The sequence below is a fragment of the Parazoarcus communis SWub3 = DSM 12120 genome (assembly GCF_003226565.1).
Taxonomy (GTDB): domain Bacteria; phylum Pseudomonadota; class Gammaproteobacteria; order Burkholderiales; family Rhodocyclaceae; genus Parazoarcus; species Parazoarcus communis.
Genome location: NZ_QKOE01000004.1, coordinates 150,328 through 171,034, shown reverse-complemented (window position 1 = coordinate 171,034; position 20,707 = coordinate 150,328). Strand labels below are relative to the sequence as shown.

Here is a 20,707-nt window from a genome sequence, read left to right as displayed (position 1 = left end):
GCGACCAGGCGCGACACGAGTGGGCAGCTCCGATTCCCGCAAGCACCGTTAATCCGACACATCACTTGCTGAAAGTTCCCCGGCGCTCTATACTCGTCCGCTTTTCGTCTTCACCGATCTCAGGATACTCAGATGGTCGTCATTCGCCTTGCCCGTGGTGGCGCCAAAAAGCGCCCGTTCTACAACATCGTTGCTGCCGATTCGCGTAACCGTCGTGACGGCCGCTTCATCGAGCGCGTTGGCTTCTACAACCCGGTCGCCTCGGGCGCCGAGAAGAGCCTGGTGGTCAACACCGAGCGCCTGACCTTCTGGCAGCAGAACGGCGCCCAGCTGTCGCCGACCGTTGCCCGTCTGGTCAAGCAGGCCAGCAAGGCTGCCTGATTCAGGCTGCTGACACATGGTAGTCATGGGGCGCATCGTCGCCCCTTTCGGCGTTCAGGGTTGGCTCAAGATCCACCCATTTGGCGATGACCCGCAATCATGGCGGACCATGTCGCACTGGTGGATCTGCGCCGATCCGGATGCGCCGGACAGTCAATGGTCCCAGCGTGCGCTTGGCAATTGCCGCGTGCATGGCAAGGGCCTGATCGCAACACTTGAGGGCGTTCCTGATCGCAACGCTGCCGAAGCCGTGGAAGGCTGGTATGTGGCGGCACCGCGAGACGCACTGCCCAGGACTGGCGTAGACGAATACTATTGGGGCGACCTCGTCGGCCTGACCGTATTCGACGAAGCCGGCAACACCTTGGGCACTGTCAGTGGTCTGCTATCGACGGGTGCCCACGATGTACTGCAGGTGCAGGATGGAGACGAGGAGCGGTTGATCCCGTTCGTTGCCGCCTACATCCTGGAGGTTGACCTCGCCGCCCGGAGCATCCGCACGGCGTGGCAGAAGGACTGGTGAATACGGGGTGACTCACGCAACTGGCGGCCCTCGCCGCTTCGATGTCATCACCCTGTTTCCGGAGATGTTTGCGGCCCTTACCGGCAGCGGCATCACCCGGCGCGCGCTGGACCGACGCCTTTATGAACTGGCGTTCCACAGCCCGCGGGACTTCACCAGCGACCCGCATCGCACGGTCGACGACCGCCCCTATGGTGGCGGTCCCGGCATGGTGATGCTGGCCGACCCACTGGCGCACAGCATTGCCCGCGCCCGTGAGCAGCAACAGCAGCAGCTTGGCAGCAGCGGCCCGGTCATCTATCTGTCGCCGCAGGGTCGTACGCTGCATCACCGTCGGGTGATGGAACTGGCACAGTTGCCGGGACTGATCCTGCTATGTGGACGCTACGAAGGGGTTGATCAACGCCTGATCGACCGTGAAGTGGACGAAGAAATCTCGCTGGGAGACTTCGTGCTCTCTGGTGGCGAATTGCCTGCGATGGTGCTGCTCGATGCCATCGTGCGCCAGTTGCCTGGCGCGCTGAACGACGCCGACTCGGCCGTGGAAGACTCCTTCGCCGACGGTTTGCTGGACTGTCCGCACTATACGCGGCCGGAGATTTACCAGAATGAACGGGTGCCGGATGTACTGCTGTCCGGCAACCATGCCTTGATCCGCCGCTGGCGGCTGAAGCAGGCACTGGGACGTACCGCGATGCGACGCCCCGAACTGCTCGCCGGGCGTGTGCTGACCAAGGAAGAATTGCGCCTGCTGGAGGAATTCCGGCGGGAGCAAGCCGAAACCTCAGCCGGCCTTGCCGACTGAGGATTCATCATAAACCGCATGCATCAGGTGGCAACCTGCTCTGCATGGAAGGCCAATGGCCAATAGACCAGATGGAGTCAAACACATGAACCTGATTCAGCAACTCGAACAGGAAGAAATCGCCCGCGTTTCCGAAGGCAAGTCCTTCCCGGCATTTGCCCCCGGCGACACCGTGATCGTCCAGGTGAAGGTCAAGGAAGGTACCCGCGAGCGTCTGCAGGCTTACGAAGGCGTCGTGATCGCCAAGCGCAACCGCGGTCTCAACTCCTCCTTCATTGTCCGCAAGATCTCCTCCGGCGAGGGTGTCGAGCGTACGTTCCAGACCTACTCCCCGCTGATCGCTTCGGTTGAAGTGAAGCGCCGCGGTGACGTTCGTCGTGCCAAGCTGTACTACCTGCGCCAGCGCTCGGGCAAGTCGGCTCGGATCAAGGAAAAGCTGGACTACAAGGCGGTTGCTGCCAAGAAGCAACAAGGCTGATTTCCATCCGGAATCGCACCAGAAACGGACCCGCAAGGGTCCGTTTTTTCATGGCACCGCCCTTTACCCTGCACGCCAAGCGCACCGCGTGCTTGCTGCCGAGCAAGCTACCAGAACGGGTCGCCATCACTCATGTGGGAGACTTGCGCATCAGATAGACGTCCATGATCCAGCCATGAGCATCGCGCAGCACCGCACGCTGCTCGGCGATCTCCTCGGCCACGAGTTCAAGCGGCCCCGCCACCAATGCCTGCTGGGGCATGCCAAGATACGCCCCCCACCAGACGAACACCCCATCCGGATCAAGTGCCTGGAAGGCACATCCACCATCGAGCATCACCACCACCGAGGCCGCATCGGCAGGCCAGCCCCGCTCACGCAGACGCCGCCCGGTCGTGATCAACACCGGCTCGGCAAGCTCATTGAGGGGAATCGCATGCGCCGCAGTCAGGGCCTGCATGCTGGTGATACCCGGCACGACCTTGATCTGCAAGGTCTTCGCATGACTCGACAGACGTGCCGCGATACGCAAACTGCTGTCGTAAAGCGAAGGGTCGCCCCAGATCAGCAAGGCCACCCTGCACGCCCCCTCCGGCAGATGACATGCGATCTGGCGCTGCCACTCGGCCGCGATCGCGTCGTGCCACTCTGCTACTGCGGCCAGGTAGTCTCCGTCTGAAGCGCGCACTGGCAGGTCGAACTCCAGCACCTGCACATCCGCACGCAGCACCCGCGCACAAATCTCGCGGCGCAGGTCGGCCAGATCCGCCTTGTCCTCACCCTTGCGCGGCAGCAGGATCAGATCGGCGCCATTCAAGGCCTCGATTGCAGCCAACGTCAGATGATCAGGATTGCCGGTACCGATGCCGACCAGGTGAAGTTCGAGGGTGTCCGCCATGCCTGCCTCAGCCCTGCTCGGTCGTGCAACCGTGCATTGCACCGGCGGACTGCGGACGGAAACGGCGCTCATAATCCGGCGTATACAGGCGGCTTTCATCAAAGCCTTCGGCCGCCAGCACCCACCCCACCAGGATCAAGGCAGTGCGTTCCATACTGTCATCGACCCGCGCCGCAATATCCGCCAGCGTCGCACGCACGATGCGCTGTTCCGGCCAGCTCGCGCGCCAGACCACGGCGACCGGACAGTCCGCACCGTAGAACGGCGCCAACGCCGCAGCCACTTCGGCGAGCTTGTGGATCGAAAGGTGGATGGCCAGCGTTGCACCCGAACGGGCAAAATGAGCCAGGCTCTCACCCTCGGGCATCGAGCTGGCGCGCCCCGGGGTACGGGTCAGCACCACCGACTGGGCCACGCCCGGCAGCGTCAGCTCCGCTCCCAGGCTGGCCGCAGCCGCGGCAAAGGCAGGCACACCCGGCGTCACGGTATAGGGGATGCCCAACGCACGCAGGCGACGCAGTTGCTCACCCATGGCCGACCACACCGAAAGATCGCCCGAATGCAGGCGCGCCACATCGAGACCCTGGGCATGGGCCTGCTCGAACACAGCGGTAATGTCGTCGAGCGACAGCGGCGCAGTATTGACGATGCGCGCCTCTGGCGGACAGTGGGCCAGCACCGCTTCGGGCACCAGCGAGCCGGCGTACAGGCACACCGGGCAGGCGGCGATCAGGTCGCGACCGCGCAGGGTGAGCAGATCGGGGGCGCCGGGACCGGCACCAATGAAATGAACGGTCATGGGTTCTCTCCTTGAGCGATTGCACAGGTTGCGGTGCGATCAGGGGAAATGTGACGGGTAACGAGCAGGCGACCGCCCGCGCCGGCAGCGGCCAGCGCAACCGCCTCGGCCACGCTGCCGCAGCCGCGCACGGCAAGACAGCGGCTGGAAATGGTTTTCGTCGTCTGGCCACGAACTTCAGCCGCGCCGACACTCAGCAGGGGCAAGGCCAGGGCATGGGCCAGCGGGACAAGCTGCGCGCGCCGGTCCGCCGGTGCCGCAAGTGCACCGACGGTCATCCCGCCCGGCAAAGCGCGTCGCGCGCCCTCCAGCGCCGCATGCAAGGCGGCGGACGTGGTCACGGTTCGGCAACCAAAGCCCGCGACGATCATCGGGTCACACTCCACTGCACGACTGGATACGCCGCCTTCCAGCCACGCCGGCCACCCAGTGGCGCAGCTTCGGCCAGTTCCACCCGCAGCAGATGCCCGCCATGCTTCGCGTGCCAGTTGGCCAGCACGGTTTCAGACTCCAGCGTCACCGCATTGGCGACCAAGCGCGTGCCCACCGCCAGTCGCGCCCACAGGGTTTGCAACAGTGCCTCGGACAAGCCACCACCAATGAACACCGCGTCTGGCGCCGGCTGGCCCTCCAGCACCGCGGGCGCCCGCCCGGTCACGACCTGCAGACGGTCGGCCCCCAGCGCCAGCGCATTGCGTCGGGCGCGATCGGCGCGCTGCGGATCGGCCTCGAAACCGACCGCCTGGTTCGCCGGATGGGACAATAACCATTCGATGCCGATGGATCCCGATCCTGCGCCGATGTCCCATAGCCGCTCGCCTGGCCGTGGCGCCAGTGCCGACAGGGTCAGCGCACGCATCGGCCGCTTGGTCAGCTGACCGTCGTGCTCGAACAGCCCATCAGGCCTGCCTGCAGCGCACGGCATGGCCACCGCACTGGCGGCCATCGCCTCTATACCAACCGTCACCGGATGCAGGACTTCGTCCGCGATGCCACCCGCAGCGCGCAGGCTGCGCATCCGCTCGCGTGGCCCACCCAGCGCCTCCAGCACATGCACAGTGCTGGCACCGAAGCCCTGTGCCGTCAGCCAGGCAGCCAGTTCGCCAACTGCAGCGCCGTCACGCACCAGCACCAGCAAGCGCGCACCGGATGCAAGCTGGGGGCGCAAGCGGTTGAAGGGTGCGGCGTGCAGCCCCACGCAGACCGTCTGTTCCAGGGCCCAGCCCAGTCGCGCCGCAGCAAGGCTGAACACCGATGGTGCGGGCAGCGCCCGCCATTCGTCCGCCGCAAGGTGACGGCAGATCACACTGCCCGCGCCAAACCAGAACGGATCGCCGGACGCAAGCATGACCACCCGCCGTCCACGCAGCGCGAGCACCCGCTCGATACCCGCGGCAAAAGGCACCGGCCATTCGATGAGTTCTGCAGCAGTGCGGCCGCGCAGCGCGCCCCCGTCGTCGAACGCTGTGGCACCTTCGGCCCCGGAAGCAGCCTGCCCACTGGTCTCCAGCAAGCGCAGATGACGCGGCGCGCCGATGATCACCTCGGCCTCACCCAATGCCATACGACTTGCCGCAGACAGGCCGGCCATGCCATCCTCGCCGATACCGACAATGTTCAGCCACACGGATCTTCCGCGCTCATTCATGCCCGATCGCACTCCCAACATCCTGCTCCTGGGCGGCACCACCGAAGCCAGCCTGCTCGCCCGGGCGCTGTCCGCGAGCGGGCTGCGCGCCTGCTTCAGCTACGCCGGCCGGGTCAAGGATCCCCGCATTCAACCGCTGCCCACACGTGTGGGCGGCTTCGGCGGCGTGGACGGCCTGGTCCGTTACCTGACTGAACAGGGCATCACCCACCTGATCGATGCCACCCACCCTTTTGCCGCACAGATGAGCACTCACGCCATCGCTGCGGCCCGCATCGCGCGGGTACCGCTGCTCGCCCTGACCCGTCCGCCATGGACGGCCGAACCCGGCGATCGCTGGCATCAGGTCGCCAACATCGACGCTGCAGTCGCCGCGCTGACCGGTCCGCCGCAGCGCATCCTGCTGGCGCTGGGGCGCATGCATCTGGCCGAATTCGCAACGCAAGCTCAGCATCACTATGTGTTGCGCCTGGTCGACCCACCCTCGTCCGCCATCCCCCTGCCCGACCATCATGTGATGGTCGATCGTGGCCCGTTCACCCTCGAGGGCGACCTTGCCCTGCTGCAGCGCCATCGCATCGAGCTTGTCGTCAGCAAGAACGCCGGCGGCGAAGGTGCTCGCGCCAAGCTGCTGGCTGCCCGCCAGTTGCGTGTGCCGGTACTGATGGTGGAACGCCCTGCGCTGCCCCCGCGCAACGAAGTTCACACCGTCGACGCGGTCCTCGACTGGCTGACCCATCACACACCCGCCGGCACCGAACGCGGTGTGTAGAGCAGCGCACCTGCCACGCGTGACAACAAACGCGTCTGGCTGGAGCCTATGATGACCACGGTGCGCATATCGGCCATCCCGGGGTGTGCCTCGGCCAGCGACACGACCTTCAATTGCTCCTCGGGGGTCGAGACTGCACGTGCAAAGAGCACCAGGCGCTGTTCGCCGCCCACCCGGCGCAGCAACTCGAGTGCCCTGGCAAAACCTTCCGGGCGCGCTTTCGAGCGCGGGTTGTAGAGCGCAATGGCAAAATCTGCCTCCACCGCAAGCCGCAAGCGGCGCTCGATCAATGTCCAGGGCTTGAGGTTGTCGGACAGGTTGATGGCACAGAAATCATGCCCCAGTGGCGCACCGGCACGGGCGCTGGCAGCCAGCATGGCGGTAATGCCCGGCAGCACGCGCACGTCGACTTCACCCCAGGCCGATGGGCCGTCTTCCAGCGCCTCGCACACTGCGGCCGCCATCGCGAACACGCCGGGGTCGCCGGACGACACCACCACCACGCGCCGGCCTTCGGCCGCCAGCTGCAGGGCCTGGCGTGCGCGGGCGATCTCCTCGCGATTGTCCGAGGCGTGCCGCACCAGCCCCGGCCGCGCGGCCACGCGATCGACATAAGGCAGATAGCCGACCATATCGGTGGCTTGCGCCAATGCCTGTCCGACCTCCGGTGTGATCAACTCGGCTGCGCCCGGGCCCAGCCCGGCAATTGCCAGCCAGCCGCTCATGGACGCCGCCCCTGGCCATGGATCAGCAGAATGGAGAAATACGGGGTCACCTTATCGACATCGACCAGACGCGTCACCCGCTCCTCCGCCATGGTGGCGTACTCCACCAGCCAGGCCTCATGCTCACGTCCGGCCGCCGCCACCGCACGACGAAGCTTGGGCAGGTTACGGCCAACCTTCATCACCACCAGCGCATCGGTGTCGCGGATGCGGCGGGTCAGGACCTCCTCGGACGACGTAGCCATCAATACGGTCAGCGTGTCGTCTCCCCAGGTGATCGGCGCCCCACTCACGGTCCATGCACCCGACATGCCGGTGATACCCGGCACCACACACACCGGCACCAAGCCCTGCAGGCGGGAATACAGATGCATGAAGGAGCCGTAGAAGAAGGGGTCGCCCTCACACAGCACCACCACATCCTCGCCACGGGCCGTGATCGCGTGCAGATGCTCGATGCAGCTGGCGTAGAAAGCCGACAGTTGCTGGTTGTAGCGCGGGTCATCGAGCGCGATCTCGGTGGTGACCGGATATTCCATGGCGAACTCGATCACATCCTCACGCAGCATGCCGTCGACGATGCGCCGCGCGCGGCCGGCGCGGCCGGCCTTGCGAAAGTAGGCAACATGCCGCGCGCCACGTACCAGACGATCGGCGCGCACACTGAGCAGATCGGCGGCACCGGGGCCCAGGCCGACACCATGAACCGTGCCCGGCCCCGCCGGCTTGGGGGTCAACACGTCAGAGACTGTGGCAAATGTGGGCTGAGAGGCCTCAGGCATGGAAATCAGGCTCATTCGATACGACTCGCAAGTGCATTGATGGCGGCAACGGTGATGGCACTGCCGCCCAGGCGGCCGTGCACCACACAGCAAGGAACCGGACGGGCAGCCCACAGCGCGGCCTTGGACTCCAGGGCGCCGACAAAGCCGACCGGGCAACCGATGATGGCCGCCGGGCGGGGGCAATCCGGCGCCTCCAGCATGTTGAGCAGATGAAAGAGTGCGGTCGGCGCATTGCCGATGGCCACCACCGCCCCGTCCAGCAGCGGGCGCCACAGTTCCAGCGCGGCAGCCGAGCGGGTGTTGGCCATGCGCGCGGCAAGCGCCGGCACCGACGGATCCGACAAGGTGCAGACCACCGCATTGGACGCTGGCAGGCGCGCACGAGTGACCCCCTCGGACACCATGCGCGCATCGCACAGGATGGGCGCCCCTCGTTCGAGCGCAGCACTGGCCGCAGCGGCAAAGCCGGGCGAAAAATCGATGCTGGCAGCCAGCTCGACCATCCCTGCAGCATGGATCATGCGTACCGCCACCGGCTCCTCGTCCGGCGCAAAGCGGCCGAGTTCGGCCTCGGCACGGATCATGGCAAAGGACTGGCGGTAGATGGCCGCACCATCCGTCTCGTAGGTATACGGCATCAACAACACTCCAGATGAGAAACAACCGCGTCGGCACTCAGGCCGACATGCAGCGGGGATGCCGTCTGCCAGCTCAGGTCGAACGCCCCGGCGTGCCCCATGACATTGATCGTCGCAGGCTGCGGGTAAGCACAGGCTTTTGCACAGCCCGACACATGAACGACACGCTGCCCGGCCGATGACGGAGCTTGCAGCATTCCGCGCTGCGCAAGGCGCATCAGCCGGAACGCCAGCGCTCGCGTATCGACGCTGGCCTGCGGACAGAACGGGGCGCCGGTACAGGCTTCCACCCGCCACCCGGCAGCCGCAACGGCATCGAAGTCCGGAACATCCGGATCCAGGAGCGACGGAACCTTGTCACCCACGCCTTCGAACAACACACGCCGCCACGGCGTGATGCGCAAGGCCGTGGCGCCACACGCCAGGACGGCACGTGCCAGCCTTGCGGCCTCGACCTGGCCGAACGGCAGGCCACATACGAAACCCAGCGGATGCGCGCCCGTGCGCAGTGCAGGCCCTGGCGCGCCGGGCAAGGCATCGCCGCGCGCCCATTCGGGCAGCGGCGCGCGGTGGCGTGCCATGCGTCCCGCCACGGAGCCTCCGCTATCGACGAACCAGCGGGCGAGCGCAATCAGGCCCTCCACTGCCTGGCCAGCGTCTACCGGCACGCCGTGCGGGCGGCCGTCGGCACGCAGGATCAGGCCGCCATGCGCCCCGCGCTCGATGCGGAAATCGGCCGAATCCCGCAACAGGTTGGGCGCAGGACCGGCATCGATGGCGAACCCCACCTTGGCCGGCAACGGTGGCAAGTCGACAATCCGCTCGAGCAGATCGGTCGCAATCCGTGCGCTGTCGTCACCCGGCATCCAGTCGGGTGTCACCAGTACATTGCGACGTGACTCGATATCGGCCGACTCATCGAGCAGCCCCCCATCCCCGAAGCGCGCCAGCAAGACCGGCCAGTCCGCGTCGGCAATGCCGCGCAGTTGCAGGTTGGCACGGCTGGTGATGTCGATCACGCCAGCGCCATGACGCTGCGCCGCATCACAGATGCCCAGCACCTGGTCGCGGGTGAAACGCGCCAGACGCGGGCGCAGACGCAGGACGAGGCCGTCACCGGACATCATCGGGCGCAAGGCGCCCGGGCAGCGGCCGTGGATACGGGGAAGCATCACGGTGCCTCAACGCATCCCTTCGTAAAGCCGCTTCTCCAGCGCCATGCTGCCCTTGAGCGAGCGCAAGGTCCTGGCGGCGGCAAGCACGGCCAGATCGACCAGCGGTTCAAGTACGACGACCAGCAGGTAGGCGGCACCAAAGGTCATGACGCTATTCAGGTTGTCCGCACCCACGCCCTGACCATACAAGGCCCAGAAAGCCACCCAGGCCACAATGCCCCCCTGGTAAGCCAGCGAGAGCTTGAATACCTGGCCATAACGCAGATCAACGTACGCGCTGTCTGCCGGCACGATACGCCGGGCCAGCGCGGCGATGGCGAACAGCGGCACCAGCAGCGTGGTGACATTCATCGTGTACTGCGGCAGATCATCAGGCGCAAAGAACACGCCCTGTACCAGCAGGCCGGCAGCCAGGCCGATGGCCGTCGGACCTGCACCAAACAGCAATAGCAGCGTGGAGCCCAGGATCAGATGGACCTCGGAGACGCCAACGGCCTGCGTAGGAAAGACTTCGAAAAAAACAAAGACCAGCATGGTGGCAAGCAGCGCGCGCAGCACGAGCGACGCCCCTCCATCCCGCTTGAGGGTCTCCATCGCAAGCTTGCCGCCGTAACCGATGGCCGCAGCCGCAGTGCCGTAGCTGAGCAGGATCTTGCCACCTTCGACGATGCCGGGTTCGATATGCATATGCGTTCTCCTGGATTCAAACGTGAGTGATGCAACAGGGCGTCAGGCGCATGCCGACACCAGCTCGGCAGCGGATCTGTGATCTGCCTGCCATGCGCGCGCAAGCTGCCGCGCCCGACCGAGGGCAAGGGGCCCCTCGTCGAAATCGATGATGGTGCAATGGTCGGCCTGCTGTGGGCGCGGCGGCAGGGCAGTGAAGCGCACGTCCGAAAGCAGGCAGACGACAAACCGTTCGTCCGGCTTGCTGCGCCGGCGACGTGCCAGCAACTGGTCGGCCAGTGCCACCGCGGCATCCGCCGGACTGCCACCACCACCGGCGATTGGCGCGATCCATCGTTCGTTGAAGGCAACCGCCTTGCGCGGGGCCTGCAGCACACGCGCGCCCTTGCCGCCGAAGCCAATCACCGCAAACGGTTCGCGCCTGCGATAGCGCTCGGCGGCCCATTCCAGCAGCAAGCCCTTGGCCAGTGCCAGCCGTCGACTGCGCAGCATAGAGGCCGAGCAATCGAGCAACAGGCAATACAAGGTCGCGCCACCGGCCGGCGGCGGACGATGACGCAGATGCTGCCGTGCCAGCATTGCCGGCCCCTTGGCCACCAAGGTGCGTAGCCAGTCGATCCGCGCGCCTGTTTGACGCGCCACGCGGCCTCGGTGCCCAGGTTTTGGATGGACTCCGCGTCCTGCGGCATCCGGTCCGGATGCCGCAGGACGCGTCAGGACTTTTTTGCATTCAACGGCCTCACGGTCTTGACCCCGGCAATGGGCAGCACCTGCGATGGCATCGCCCCCCAATCGCCTTCGGCAGGCGCTCCGGCATCCGCAGATGGCTGCATTGCATCCTGCGCCGGACTTGCCTGATCGGAAGCGGGGTGCTGCGACGCGGACGCAGCTTGCGACCCGGCCGACGGCGCCGACGCATCTGGTGCCGCCTGAGCATGCCTGCGATGCGCCAGCACCAGCTCGGCCACCGCGTCGATGTCGGCAACGTCGATCTGACGGCGGGCAGCAAGCGCCGCATGGGCACGGGCCGCGCGCAGCATCACCAGATCGGCGCGCACGCCCTCCACCGCAGCTGCATGGCACAGCGCAGCCACCCGCTCGTGGTCAGCGTCGCTGAAAGCGATCATCGGCAACGTGGCACGGGCGGCCACAATGCGCTCGGCCAGCGCTTGCTGGGCCGGGGCGTGCTGCTCGGAAAAAGCCCGTGGGTCCGCGTCGAAGGCCAGGCGAGCCCGCACGATGGCCTGGCGCTCAGCCGGCGGCAGGACATTGCCAAGGCGCACAAGAAGGCCAAAACGGTCGAGCAGCTGAGGACGCAGCTCGCCCTCCTCCGGGTTCATCGTACCCACCAGCGTGATGCGTGCCGGGTGGGCGTGGCTGATAGCGTCCCGCTCGATGCGGTTCACACCACTGGCGCAGACATCCAGCAGCAGGTCCACCAGGCCGTCGGCAAGCAGGTTCACCTCATCCACATAGAGCACACCTTCATGGGCACGGGCAAGCAAGCCCGGGCGGAAGCGCACCTCACCCCCCTGCAGCGCCGCTTCGAGATCCAGCGAGCCGACCAGTTGCTCCTCGCTGGTCGATAGCGGCAGGTTGACGAAGCGCCCCACTTCCCGCGCGCTCGGCAGCAGCGCAGCAAGCGCCCGCGCAGCAGTGGATTTGGCCGTACCGCGCGGACCTTCGATGAGTACGCCGCCGATCAGCGGGTCGACGGTCGCCAGCAGCAGTGCGGTTTGCAGCAAGGGCTGACCGTGCAGCGCGGTAAAGGGGAACAGGCTGTCCATGATCAACGTTCCTCCAGCTGCTGCTCGGCGGCAAGCAGGTGTTGCCCGACGCGTTCGCGGTAGTCACCGGGCGCCGCCCACAGGCCGCGGTCCATCGCTTCGAGCAGGCGCTCGCAGATCTGACCCAGCGCATCAGGGTTGTGGCGCAGCAGAAAATCCCGGGTGCCGGGGTCTTCCAGATAGGCATCCGTCACCCGGGCGTACTGGTCATCGCGCACCACGCGGGCGGTGGCGTCGTAGGCAAACAGGTAGTCCACGGTGGCGGCAATCTCGAACGCGCCCTTGTAGCCATGGCGCTTCACGCCCTCAATCCACTTGGGGTTGGTGACACGGCTGCGCACCACCCGGCTGATCTCTTCTTCCAGCGTGCGGATGGCGGGGGCGCCGGGGTTGCTGTGGTCACCAAAGTACATTGCCGGCTGGGCGCCCGCGAGATGGCGCACCGCCGCCGCCATGCCGCCCTGAAACTGGTAGTAGTCGTCTGAGTCGAGCAGGTCGTGCTCGCGATTGTCCTGGTTGTGCATCACCAGATCGATGCCGGCAAGCCGGCGTGCGAAGGTGTCGCGCGCGGCGCTGCCGTAGTCGTCCTGACCATAGGCGTGACCGCCCCACTCCAGATAGGCGCGGGCGAGGTCGTCGTCGGTCTCCCAGTTGCGCCCGTCGATCAGCCCTTGCAGGCCGGCGCCGTAAGCCCCCGGCCTGGCGCCGAACACGCGGTGTCCCGCCTGACGGCGCGCACGGTCTGCATCCAGCCCCTCGGCCGCCAGCGTCGCAGCTTCGCGGGCGATGCGCGCACGGATCGGATTCACCTCTTCAGGTTCATCCAGCCCGGCCACTGCCTGCACCGCGGCATCGAACAGGCGGATGACGTTGGCAAAGGCATCACGGAAGAAGCCAGACACGCGCAGGGTCACGTCGATACGCGGGCGATCGAACAAGGACATCGGCAGGATTTCGAAATCGCTCACCCGATGACTACCGTCGGCCCACTTGGGTCGCACCCCCAACAAGGCAAAGGCCTGGGCGATGTCGTCACCGCCAGTGCGCATGGTCGCCGTCCCCCACACCGACAGGCCAATGGCACGCGGATAATCGCCGTGCTCCTGCACATAGCGTTCGATCAAGCGCTCAGCCGAGCGCAGGCCCAGGGTCCAGCTGGTCTGGGTGGGTACGGCACGGGTGTCGATGGAGTAGAAGTTGCGTCCGGTGGGCAGCACGTCGGGGCGACCACGGGTGGGCGCTCCACTGGGCCCGGCAGGCACAAAACGACCGGCAAGGCCACGCGACAGTTGATGAAGTTCCTCACGGCCGCAGGCATCGAGGCGAGGAGCGAGCTCCGCCTCGATGCGCTCAAGCACCGGGCGGGTGTGGGGCCAGTCATGCGCCAGCGCCGCGGGCAGGCCGTTCTCCAGCACGTCGAGCGCCAGCAACTCGAGACGTTCGCGGGTATCCCCGGTGTTGCGCCACGGCCCGGCATCAAGATCGGCGAGCATCGCCGGACGCGGCCCGGCCCAGGGCGCGCCCCAGTCGGCATCCAGCGGATCAAAGCCTTCGCCCAGCGCGAAATCTGCGGCAAGTGCGCGGGTCAACCCCTGGCGCGCACCGTGACCGTCGCCCACCGGATGACGGGCCAGCGCAAGCAGCGTATCGCGGCGCAGGCGCCCTGCTGGCGAGGCGCCGAACACATGCAGCCCGTCGCGGATCTGTGCTTCTTTCAGCTCGCACAGATAGGTGTCGGTGCGGTTGAGCAGCTGCTGCTCCTCATCGGCGGTGGTGGGCGCAGCAAGACCGAGGTCGCGGTGCAGGTCGTGGCGCACGATATGGTCGAGGATCTGCCGGCGCAGCTCGGCCGCGCGACGCGGGTCGAGCATCAGTGCCTCGTAGTACTCGTCCACCTGGCGCTCCAGGTCGCGCGTGGGGCCGTAGCTCTCGGCGCGGGTCAGCGGCGGCATCAGGTGGTCGATGATCACCGCCTGGGCGCGGCGCTTGGCCTGAGTCCCCTCGCCCGGGTCGTTCACGATGAAGGGGTAGAGATGCGGCATGGGGCCAAATACCAGATCCGGCCAGCATTCCTCGGACAGCGCCACGCTCTTGCCCGGAAGCCATTCCAGGTTGCCATGCTTGCCCACATGCACGATGGCGTCCGCACGCCAGACCTCACGCAACCAGCAATAGAAAGCCAGATAGTGGTGCGGCGGAACCAGGTCGGGGTCGTGGTAGCTCGCAGCAGGATCAAGCTGATAGCCGCGTGCCGGCTGGATGCCGACGAAAACCCGACCGCAGCGCAATCCTGCGAGCATGAAACGGCCCGCACGCAACATCGGGTCCGCCTCTGGCGGGCCCCAACGCTCGACCACGGCGCTGCGGTTGACCGCTGGCAGGCAGTCGAAAAAGGCAAGGTAATCGACCAGAGCCAGGCTCTGATGCGCCGGGCGAACGGCCCAGTGTTCCGGGTCATTGGTCACACCCTGCTGCAGCTGCGCCATCAGCGCATCGCCGTCGGCCGGGATGCCATCGACCACATAGCCCTCGGCTGCGAGCCGACGTAGAATCGTGACCACCGAGGCCGGAGTGTCGAGGCCCACGCCATTGCCGATACGCCCCTCGCGTGTGGGGTAGTTGGCCAGTACCAGGGCAAGGCGCTTGTCGGCATTGGGCAGCGCGCGCAAACGGCACCAGCGCTGTGCGAGCTCGGCGACGAAAGCCATGCGCCCGGGTTCGGCACGGTACTGCACGACATCACTCTGAGTACGCTCGCAATGGCGGCCCAGGCCCTTGAAGCTCACCGCACGGGTGACGATACGCCCATCCACCTCAGGTAGCGCAATGTGCATGGCGATGTCGCGCGGCGCGAGGCCATGGGCATCGTCCCGCCAACGCGCCTCATTCCCACCGGAAAGAATGAGCTGCAGTACCGGCACGTCACCGGCCAGCGCGTGATCGCCAGGCTCGTCAAGCGCAGAACGCGCAAACGCGGTGGTATTGAGGATGAGTGCGACATTGTGCTCGACCACCAGCGCACGCAACGCGTCTACACACAACATGTCCTTCAACGAGGTCAGCGCCAGCGGCAGCGGATTCATGCGACGTGCCTGAAGGACCTCGCACAGATGGGCAAAGGCCGCGGTGTTGCCGGCCTGCAGGTGGGCGCGGTAGAACAGCACCAGCACGCAGGGCGCACCCGGCTGCCAGTCGTCGTGCCAGGCGGCAACGCTGCCCAGATCGTGGCGCGGGTGGAACACGGCCACGGTGGGTAGCGCCCGCGGTGGTTCAGGCGTGTCCGTACGGCCGAAGAAGCGCGCCCCCAGAAAACGGTAGAAGTTGCGCGCATTGGCCGGCCCACCTTCGCGCAGATAGCGCCACAGCGTGCGCGCGTCGTCGATGTCGGCCGTCCCCTTCATCAGCAGATTGAGATCTTCGCTGTTGTCACCGGAGAACATCACCAGTGCGATACCGCGCGCACGGGCAAGCTCACCGACCCGCTCGGTGCCGTAAGGCCAGTAGCTCTCGCCGCCCAGGTGATCGATGATGATCACGCGGGCGTATTGCAGCACCTCGTCAAGATAGAGATCCACTGAGGCAGGCTGGCGCAGGTGCAGCAGGTTGGCCAGCCGCACTGCGGGAAATCCGTCTGCCGGGCAGGCTGCGGCGAGCAACGCCAGGGTGGTGTCGGCCGCGCTGAGAATGACGATATCGGCGGGGTCCTGCGCGATGCGCGTGACCACCGAATCGTCGTCAACGAATCCCCCCGGCTGGGCGGCGAGCAGATGCATCAGGCAGCCTCGGCCAACACGGCGCCCTGCAGCGCTTCAGTCAGTCGTGCAGCATCGAGATCCTGGCCGATCAGCACCAGGTGGGTGTGGCGCGCCTCGTCGGCACGCCAGCGGCGGTCGAAGTAGCTGTCGAAGCGACGACCAACGCCATGCACCACCAGGCGCATCGGCTTGTCGGCGAGGGCGACGAAGCCCTTCACCCGGTACAGCGTATGGGTTTGCACCAGATCGTGGAGGATGGCGAGCAGGCGCTCGCGGTCCACCACCGGCAGCTCGACCGAGATCGACTGAAAGGCCTCATGATTGTGATCGTGCTCCTCGCCATCCTCATGGTCGTGATGACTGACACGCAGATGGATGCTGTCTTCCGCGGCAGCCTCGAGGCCGAGGATCAGGTCGAGATCGATGCGGCCGTGGTCGGCGGCGACCAGCTTGACTGCGGGCGGCAGCTCCTCGCGGCACAGCGTCTCGACCGCGGCTCGCGCCTCGTCATCGACCAGATCCAGCTTGGACAGCACGACCAGATCTGCAGCCGACAGCTGATCCTCGAACAACTCGTGCAGCGGCGACTCGTGATCCAGGTTGGGGTCGGCACGACGCTGAGCGTCCACTGCAGACGGGTTGGCGGCGAACTGTCCGGCCGCTGCGGCAGGCACATCCACCACGGTGATCACCGCATCCACGGTGCACGCGGTCTTGACCTCCGGCCAGTTGAAGGCCTGCACCAGAGGCTTGGGCAGCGCCAGACCCGAGGTCTCGATCAGAATGTGGTCAATGTCGTCGCGACGCGCGATCAGCTCACGCATCACCGGATAGAACTCCTCCTGAACGGTGCAGCACAGGCAGCCATTGGCTAGCTCAAAAAGCTGGCCGGCCTGCTCGCGGCCATCCTCATCACAACCGATGCCGCAGCCGCGCAGGATCTCGCCGTCGATGCCGAGCTCGCCAAACTCATTGACGATCACCGCGATGCGGCGTCCGCCGGCATTGGCGAGGATATGGCGAAGCAGCGTGGTCTTGCCGCTACCGAGAAAGCCGGTAACGATGGTGGCAGGAATCCTGGCTTGAGCGCGCATGGATGTTCTCCGGTTCGAAGTCTTGAGGGCGAGCGCATCGGGGGCCCACTGCTCCCAATGGTCCAAATAAAATGCGTCTGGATTGCCTGGCAGGCATGACGAGGTGTTCAGATGCTGACCGGACCCGCAGCCCATGCCAGCACCCGCCACACCCCGGCCAGGGGTCAGAAATCGATGCCGGGCTGTGCCTTCACGCCAGCCTTGAATGCGTGTTTGCAGTCGGCGATCTCGCTCACCGTATCGGCCAGTTCAAGCAGTTCGGGCTTTGCCGCCCGACCAGTGATGATGACGGTCTGCATCGACGGGCGAGCGCGGATGGCCTCGACGACTGTCGCGGTGTCCAGATAGTTGTACTTGAGCATGTAGGTGAGCTCGTCCAGCACCACCAGATTGAGGGCGGGGTCCGCCAGCATGCTGGCGGCCTGCGCCCAGGCTTCGTCGGCGGCACGCTTGTCGGCGTCCCAGTTCTGGGTATTCCAGGTAAAGCCGGTGGCCATCGCGTGGTACTGCACCGCAGCGCTCGCCGGTTGCTGACGCAGGAAGACGACCTCGCCGGTAGCCTGGGTTCCCTTGATGAACTGCACCACGCCAGCCCGATGACCATGGCCCAGCGCACGGTACAAGGTGCCAAAGGCGGATGTGGTCTTGCCCTTTCCGTTGCCGGTAATGAGGATGACGATGCCGCGCTCTTCCTGCGCTCGCTCGATCGCCGCATCGACGACTTCCTTCTTGCGCTGCATGCGTGCGTTGTGACTCTGCTTCTTGCCCTCTTCCATCGTCCTGGCTCCATGACTTGGTAAGCCCCGGCAGACAAGAGGACATGAGATGCCTTTCGCATGATCGGCACCCATGCCAATCGCGAAAAACGGCCATACCGCACCGTCAAGTCATCGCAAATCCACCCACACCCCGGGGCAATTCAGCTGTCAGTCGAAAAGGGTCGGTCTTCTGGCTCGCCATCATCCGGTCGCCGTCGCCCTTCCCGGAGCAGAATGCCCAGTGGGTCACATGTTGACGGCGCCGTCAGGCTTACAGCAGCGGGGGCTGCGCCGGAATGGCAAGCGTGTTGCACTCGCGTCACCGGACTTCCCGTTTCACCCCAGGGCACGGACGTGCCCCAAGGCTCCCTGATCGGTATCAGGCCGAACTATACGCGGTGCGCGGACGAGCGGCAATCCACAACTCAACCCAAGCTGCGAATTCATGCCATACCCATTTCCAGCCATGCCATGTGCACTACCGCACACCTGCTGGGACTTGACAGCGGGCTATGGCATGCTCGATATTCCCGCCCAGCATTGCGCTCCCGCTTGAAACTTTCAGGCATCCGGGATGAAAAAGGGAACACGGTGAAACTCCGTGGCTGTCCTCGCAACTGTAAGCGCCGAGTAGGCCATCGACATACCACTGCCCGTATCCGGGTGGGAAGGTGATGGTCCGCGTTGAAGCGTGAGCCAGGAGACCTGCCAATGCGAGTCGTTACTGTACCGTCGAGCGAGGGCTCTGGATGGGCGGCAACACCGTTGCAGTAGCGTAAACAATTGTCTTGTTTATGATTTGCTGCATCTGGAGTCTGCCTAAAGCCTACCTGCCCCACCCAGACTGAATACGCCTTGCTACACCTGAACAGGTTTGGCTGCGTGCATTCGCCCGTGCTGGCGGGGAAACGCTCGGAAACCTCATTTGCGGCAAGTTCTCTCCGGAGCTTCGCCCCATGAAACACGCCTTGTTGAGTGCCGCCACGGCACTCGCCCTGCTGCCAGCGGCTCAGGCGGCTGACACCTTGCTGCCCGAGATGACCATCGAGGCCAGTCGACTCGACAAAGCCTCGTCCACGCTGACCCAGTCCGCCTCCGTCGTCGAAGCAGAAGAAATTGCGCGCGGCGGCTACACCGACGTCACCGAGATCCTGCGCAGCCTTGCCGGCATCGAGTTCAAGCAGGTCGGCGGACCGGGTCAGTACAACTATCTGAAGATGCGCGGCTTCGGCGCAGGTCATGTACTGGTTGTGGTGGATGGCGTGACGCTGAATCAGGCCGGCTCGGGTGACGTCGGCAACCTGCTCAGTCAGCTGGACCCTGCTTCCATCTCCCGCATCGAAGTCCTGCGCGGCCCGCAGGCCGTGCTGTACGGTGCCAATGCCACCGCAGGTGTCATCTCCATCACGACGAAACGCGGCGGCGCCCCGCGCCTGTCGGTCGGCGCGGAAGCCGGCTCACTGGGCTGGCAGAAACTGAAGGCATCGTGGCAACACGCGGTCGAGTTGGGCCCGGGGCAGCTCCGCACTTCGGTGCATGCCTCCAGGGTCGATAGCGATGGGGTGCACAAGTACGAAGGCTTCAAGGACGAGACTTTCCAGTTTGCCGCGGACTACAGCACCGAACAGATCGACGCCGGCATCTCGCTGTGGCACACCGACAGCCGCTTCGACTACGCCCACCTGACCGAGGTGACACGCAGCGCGCGCCCGTCCTACTGGGGGGGCCAGCTGCCCGATCCCAACGCCTACAACACAACCCGGACCGCCGTCCTGCAGGCCTATGTGGAACACCACCTGAGCACCACCCTGAGCCATCGGCTGGCGGCCGGCCAGACGCTGTCCCAACGCAAGAGTCGCGACCTCGACGACGGCCTGCTGGGTTACATCACAGCGCCGTGGGACAACTTCACCGTCAACTGGATGGATTATTACAACCAGGGCGACGCCGTCCCCATCCACGACAGTGGCAGCCCGCTGACCGCACACAACAAGGATCGCAGCACCCAGTTCGACTACAGCCTGCGCTACGCAGCAGACGGCCTGAAGGCGCTGGCAGGCGCCGAGCGCTACGAGTCGAGCACCCGCCAATGGGGGCGCTGGGGCACGCTGAAGGGCGAGGCAGACCGCGGATCCTTCTACGTGAATGGCGAATACGCCGTGGGTGACAGCGGCCTCACCCTCGCCGCGGGTCTGCGTCATGACGACTACGATGTATGGGGCGACAAGACCACCGGCAGCCTGGGCGCCAGTTACCGCCTCGGCAGTCTCACCCTGTTCGCCAATCACGGTACGAGCTATCGCGCACCGACGTTGCAGCAGTTGTTCAATCCTAACTACGGTAGCGTGACACTGAAGCCGGAAAGCGGTCGCACCACCGAGATCGGCGTACGCCAGCACCTCGCCAATACGGGCCTGAACTGGGAAGCCACCTTGTGGCACGCGCAAGTCAGCGACGTCGTGATCTACGACAGCAGCATCGCCAACCCCAACAACCCGTATGGCTATGGCCAGTATGCCAACGCCGACAAGCAGCGCACCCGCGGCATCGAGTTCAGCCTGGCGTGGGCGCTGGACGACGCATGGACGGTGAAAGGCAACTACACCTACACCGACTCGCATACCCGAAAGGTGGGCGCCGACGACGAGCGCACGGTGCAGATCGCGCGCCACAAGGCCAACCTGGGGCTGTTCTATGTCAAGGGCCCGTTCTCTGCCAGCGCCCATGCGTACTACACCGACAAGCGTCTGGACTGGACCGGTCGTGACTGGATCGACGACTACGTGCGCGTGGATGTTGCCGCCCGCTACGCAGTGAGCAAGGACGTCTCGCTGTATGCACGCGTGGAGAACGTGTTTGACGCCGATGCCCCCGAGGGGCTGGGCTACAAGCAGCCTGGCACCTACGGCATCGTCGGCGTCGAATACCGCTTCTTCTGATCATCCGTACAAAAAACGCGCCCTGGCGCGGGCTTGCCTCGCGCCACTTCAAGGAACCCC

The 20,707-nt window shown here is 65.6% G+C and carries 20 protein-coding genes and 2 riboswitches; of the genes, 6 read left to right on the top strand and 14 right to left on the bottom strand.

The window, feature by feature from the left end:
• The first annotated feature begins 132 nt into the window (after positions 1–132).
• The 4 genes from rpsP (at position 133) to rplS (ending at position 2,187) form a co-directional block, all read left to right on the top strand.
• The gene (gene rpsP, locus DNK49_RS07835) at positions 133–381 is read left to right on the top strand and encodes a 30S ribosomal protein S16 (RefSeq protein ID WP_110523781.1); all 249 of its coding nucleotides are present in this window, start codon (positions 133–135) and stop codon (positions 379–381) included.
• Between the two features lie 16 nt (positions 382–397).
• Positions 398–904, top strand: coding sequence for a ribosome maturation factor RimM (rimM, locus tag DNK49_RS07830; protein ID WP_110523780.1), 507 nt, complete (start codon positions 398–400; stop codon positions 902–904).
• Positions 905–911: 7 nt separating this feature from the next.
• Positions 912–1,709, top strand: a complete 798-nt coding sequence (gene trmD, locus DNK49_RS07825) for a tRNA (guanosine(37)-N1)-methyltransferase TrmD (RefSeq protein ID WP_279386411.1) — start codon at positions 912–914, stop codon at positions 1,707–1,709.
• An 85-nt stretch (positions 1,710–1,794) separates the two neighbouring features.
• Entirely contained in the window at positions 1,795–2,187 is a 393-nt protein-coding gene (gene rplS, locus DNK49_RS07820) for a 50S ribosomal protein L19 (protein WP_110523779.1), read from the top strand.
• A gap of 130 nt (positions 2,188–2,317) precedes the next feature.
• Here the strand turns inward: rplS and cobF are convergent, their stop codons facing one another.
• The 4 genes from cobF to cbiT are packed head-to-tail and all read right to left on the bottom strand — an operon-like array spanning position 2,318 to position 5,511.
• On the bottom strand, positions 2,318–3,085 hold the full coding sequence (cobF, locus tag DNK49_RS07815) for a precorrin-6A synthase (deacetylating) (protein WP_110523778.1): 768 nt from the start codon (positions 3,083–3,085) through the stop codon (positions 2,318–2,320).
• Positions 3,086–3,092: 7 nt separating this feature from the next.
• Positions 3,093–3,884 (bottom strand): precorrin-4 C(11)-methyltransferase, encoded by a 792-nt coding sequence (gene cobM, locus DNK49_RS07810; protein ID WP_110523777.1) that lies wholly within the window; start codon positions 3,882–3,884, stop codon positions 3,093–3,095.
• Positions 3,881–4,255 carry a cobalamin biosynthesis protein gene (locus DNK49_RS07805; protein WP_110523776.1) on the bottom strand — a complete coding sequence of 125 codons (375 nt, stop codon included), beginning with the start codon at positions 4,253–4,255 and terminating at the stop codon, positions 3,881–3,883. The genes cobM and DNK49_RS07805 overlap by 4 nt, the downstream gene beginning before the upstream one ends.
• Positions 4,252–5,511 carry a precorrin-6Y C5,15-methyltransferase (decarboxylating) subunit CbiT gene (cbiT, locus tag DNK49_RS07800; protein WP_243632276.1) on the bottom strand — a complete coding sequence of 420 codons (1,260 nt, stop codon included), beginning with the start codon at positions 5,509–5,511 and terminating at the stop codon, positions 4,252–4,254. The genes DNK49_RS07805 and cbiT overlap by 4 nt, the downstream gene beginning before the upstream one ends.
• Positions 5,512–5,530: 19 nt before the next feature.
• Between cbiT and DNK49_RS07795 the strand changes: the two genes are divergently transcribed.
• Entirely contained in the window at positions 5,531–6,304 is a 774-nt protein-coding gene (locus tag DNK49_RS07795) for a cobalt-precorrin-6A reductase (RefSeq protein ID WP_243632275.1), read from the top strand.
• Here the strand turns inward: DNK49_RS07795 and cobJ are convergent.
• The 10 genes from cobJ to cobO form a co-directional block, all read right to left on the bottom strand.
• Entirely contained in the window at positions 6,271–7,029 is a 759-nt protein-coding gene (gene cobJ, locus DNK49_RS07790; protein ID WP_110523774.1) for a precorrin-3B C(17)-methyltransferase, read from the bottom strand. The two genes, DNK49_RS07795 and cobJ, sit on opposite strands and share 34 nt — an antisense overlap.
• Positions 7,026–7,826 (bottom strand): precorrin-2 C(20)-methyltransferase, encoded by an 801-nt coding sequence (gene cobI, locus DNK49_RS07785; RefSeq protein ID WP_243632274.1) that lies wholly within the window; start codon positions 7,824–7,826, stop codon positions 7,026–7,028. The genes cobJ and cobI overlap by 4 nt, the downstream gene beginning before the upstream one ends.
• Complete coding sequence (locus DNK49_RS07780; RefSeq protein ID WP_110523773.1) at positions 7,823–8,452, bottom strand: precorrin-8X methylmutase; 630 nt, start codon at positions 8,450–8,452, stop codon at positions 7,823–7,825. Before DNK49_RS07780 ends, cobI begins: the two co-directional genes overlap by 4 nt.
• Positions 8,452–9,624: a cobalamin biosynthesis protein CobG gene (locus DNK49_RS07775; protein ID WP_211170855.1), complete on the bottom strand. Its 1,173-nt coding sequence runs from the start codon at positions 9,622–9,624 to the stop codon at positions 8,452–8,454. Before DNK49_RS07775 ends, DNK49_RS07780 begins: the two co-directional genes overlap by 1 nt.
• 9 nt (positions 9,625–9,633) lie before the next feature.
• Positions 9,634–10,314, bottom strand: coding sequence for an energy-coupling factor ABC transporter permease (locus tag DNK49_RS07770; RefSeq protein WP_110523771.1), 681 nt, complete (start codon positions 10,312–10,314; stop codon positions 9,634–9,636).
• A gap of 42 nt (positions 10,315–10,356) precedes the next feature.
• Entirely contained in the window at positions 10,357–10,956 is a 600-nt protein-coding gene (locus tag DNK49_RS07765; protein WP_243632273.1) for a vWA domain-containing protein, read from the bottom strand.
• Between the two features lie 71 nt (positions 10,957–11,027).
• Positions 11,028–12,101 (bottom strand): magnesium chelatase ATPase subunit I, encoded by a 1,074-nt coding sequence (locus DNK49_RS07760; protein WP_110523770.1) that lies wholly within the window; start codon positions 12,099–12,101, stop codon positions 11,028–11,030.
• Between the two features lie 2 nt (positions 12,102–12,103).
• On the bottom strand, positions 12,104–15,874 hold the full coding sequence (gene cobN, locus DNK49_RS07755; RefSeq protein ID WP_110523769.1) for a cobaltochelatase subunit CobN: 3,771 nt from the start codon (positions 15,872–15,874) through the stop codon (positions 12,104–12,106).
• Positions 15,874–16,950 (bottom strand): cobalamin biosynthesis protein CobW, encoded by a 1,077-nt coding sequence (cobW, locus tag DNK49_RS07750; RefSeq protein ID WP_110523768.1) that lies wholly within the window; start codon positions 16,948–16,950, stop codon positions 15,874–15,876. Before cobW ends, cobN begins: the two co-directional genes overlap by 1 nt.
• 164 nt (positions 16,951–17,114) lie before the next feature.
• Positions 17,115–17,726, bottom strand: coding sequence for a cob(I)yrinic acid a,c-diamide adenosyltransferase (cobO, locus tag DNK49_RS07745; RefSeq protein WP_110523767.1), 612 nt, complete (start codon positions 17,724–17,726; stop codon positions 17,115–17,117).
• Between the two features lie 145 nt (positions 17,727–17,871).
• A riboswitch (cobalamin riboswitch) is annotated at positions 17,872–18,095 on the bottom strand.
• A gap of 137 nt (positions 18,096–18,232) precedes the next feature.
• Positions 18,233–18,435: riboswitch (cobalamin riboswitch) on the top strand.
• A 229-nt stretch (positions 18,436–18,664) separates the two neighbouring features.
• Between cobO and DNK49_RS07740 the strand changes: the two genes are divergently transcribed.
• Positions 18,665–20,647: a TonB-dependent receptor plug domain-containing protein gene (locus DNK49_RS07740; protein WP_110523766.1), complete on the top strand. Its 1,983-nt coding sequence runs from the start codon at positions 18,665–18,667 to the stop codon at positions 20,645–20,647.
• Positions 20,648–20,707: the final 60 nt, after the last annotated feature.

Bases quoted from the DNA above. Each gene is read 5' to 3' on its own strand.
- DNK49_RS07780 (WP_110523773.1), bottom strand. From the start codon at position 8,452: ATGCCGTATACCTACGAGACGGATGGTGCGGCCATCTACCGCCAGTCC.
- cobW (WP_110523768.1), bottom strand. From the start codon at position 16,950: ATGCGCGCTCAAGCCAGGATTCCTGCCACCATCGTTACCGGCTTTCTC.
- cobN (WP_110523769.1), bottom strand. From the start codon at position 15,874: ATGCATCTGCTCGCCGCCCAGCCGGGGGGATTCGTTGACGACGATTCG.
- DNK49_RS07770 (WP_110523771.1), bottom strand. From the start codon at position 10,314: ATGCATATCGAACCCGGCATCGTCGAAGGTGGCAAGATCCTGCTCAGC.
- DNK49_RS07775 (WP_211170855.1), bottom strand. From the start codon at position 9,624: ATGCTTCCCCGTATCCACGGCCGCTGCCCGGGCGCCTTGCGCCCGATG.
- rpsP (WP_110523781.1), top strand. From the start codon at position 133: ATGGTCGTCATTCGCCTTGCCCGTGGTGGCGCCAAAAAGCGCCCGTTC.
- cobI (WP_243632274.1), bottom strand. From the start codon at position 7,826: ATGAGCCTGATTTCCATGCCTGAGGCCTCTCAGCCCACATTTGCCACA.
- rplS (WP_110523779.1), top strand. From the start codon at position 1,795: ATGAACCTGATTCAGCAACTCGAACAGGAAGAAATCGCCCGCGTTTCC.
- DNK49_RS07740 (WP_110523766.1), top strand. From the start codon at position 18,665: ATGAAACACGCCTTGTTGAGTGCCGCCACGGCACTCGCCCTGCTGCCA.
- DNK49_RS07760 (WP_110523770.1), bottom strand. From the start codon at position 12,101: ATGGACAGCCTGTTCCCCTTTACCGCGCTGCACGGTCAGCCCTTGCTG.
- DNK49_RS07805 (WP_110523776.1), bottom strand. From the start codon at position 4,255: ATGATCGTCGCGGGCTTTGGTTGCCGAACCGTGACCACGTCCGCCGCC.
- DNK49_RS07795 (WP_243632275.1), top strand. From the start codon at position 5,531: ATGCCCGATCGCACTCCCAACATCCTGCTCCTGGGCGGCACCACCGAA.
- cobO (WP_110523767.1), bottom strand. From the start codon at position 17,726: ATGGAAGAGGGCAAGAAGCAGAGTCACAACGCACGCATGCAGCGCAAG.
- cobF (WP_110523778.1), bottom strand. From the start codon at position 3,085: ATGGCGGACACCCTCGAACTTCACCTGGTCGGCATCGGTACCGGCAAT.
- cobJ (WP_110523774.1), bottom strand. From the start codon at position 7,029: ATGAGCGGCTGGCTGGCAATTGCCGGGCTGGGCCCGGGCGCAGCCGAG.
- cobM (WP_110523777.1), bottom strand. From the start codon at position 3,884: ATGACCGTTCATTTCATTGGTGCCGGTCCCGGCGCCCCCGATCTGCTC.
- rimM (WP_110523780.1), top strand. From the start codon at position 398: ATGGTAGTCATGGGGCGCATCGTCGCCCCTTTCGGCGTTCAGGGTTGG.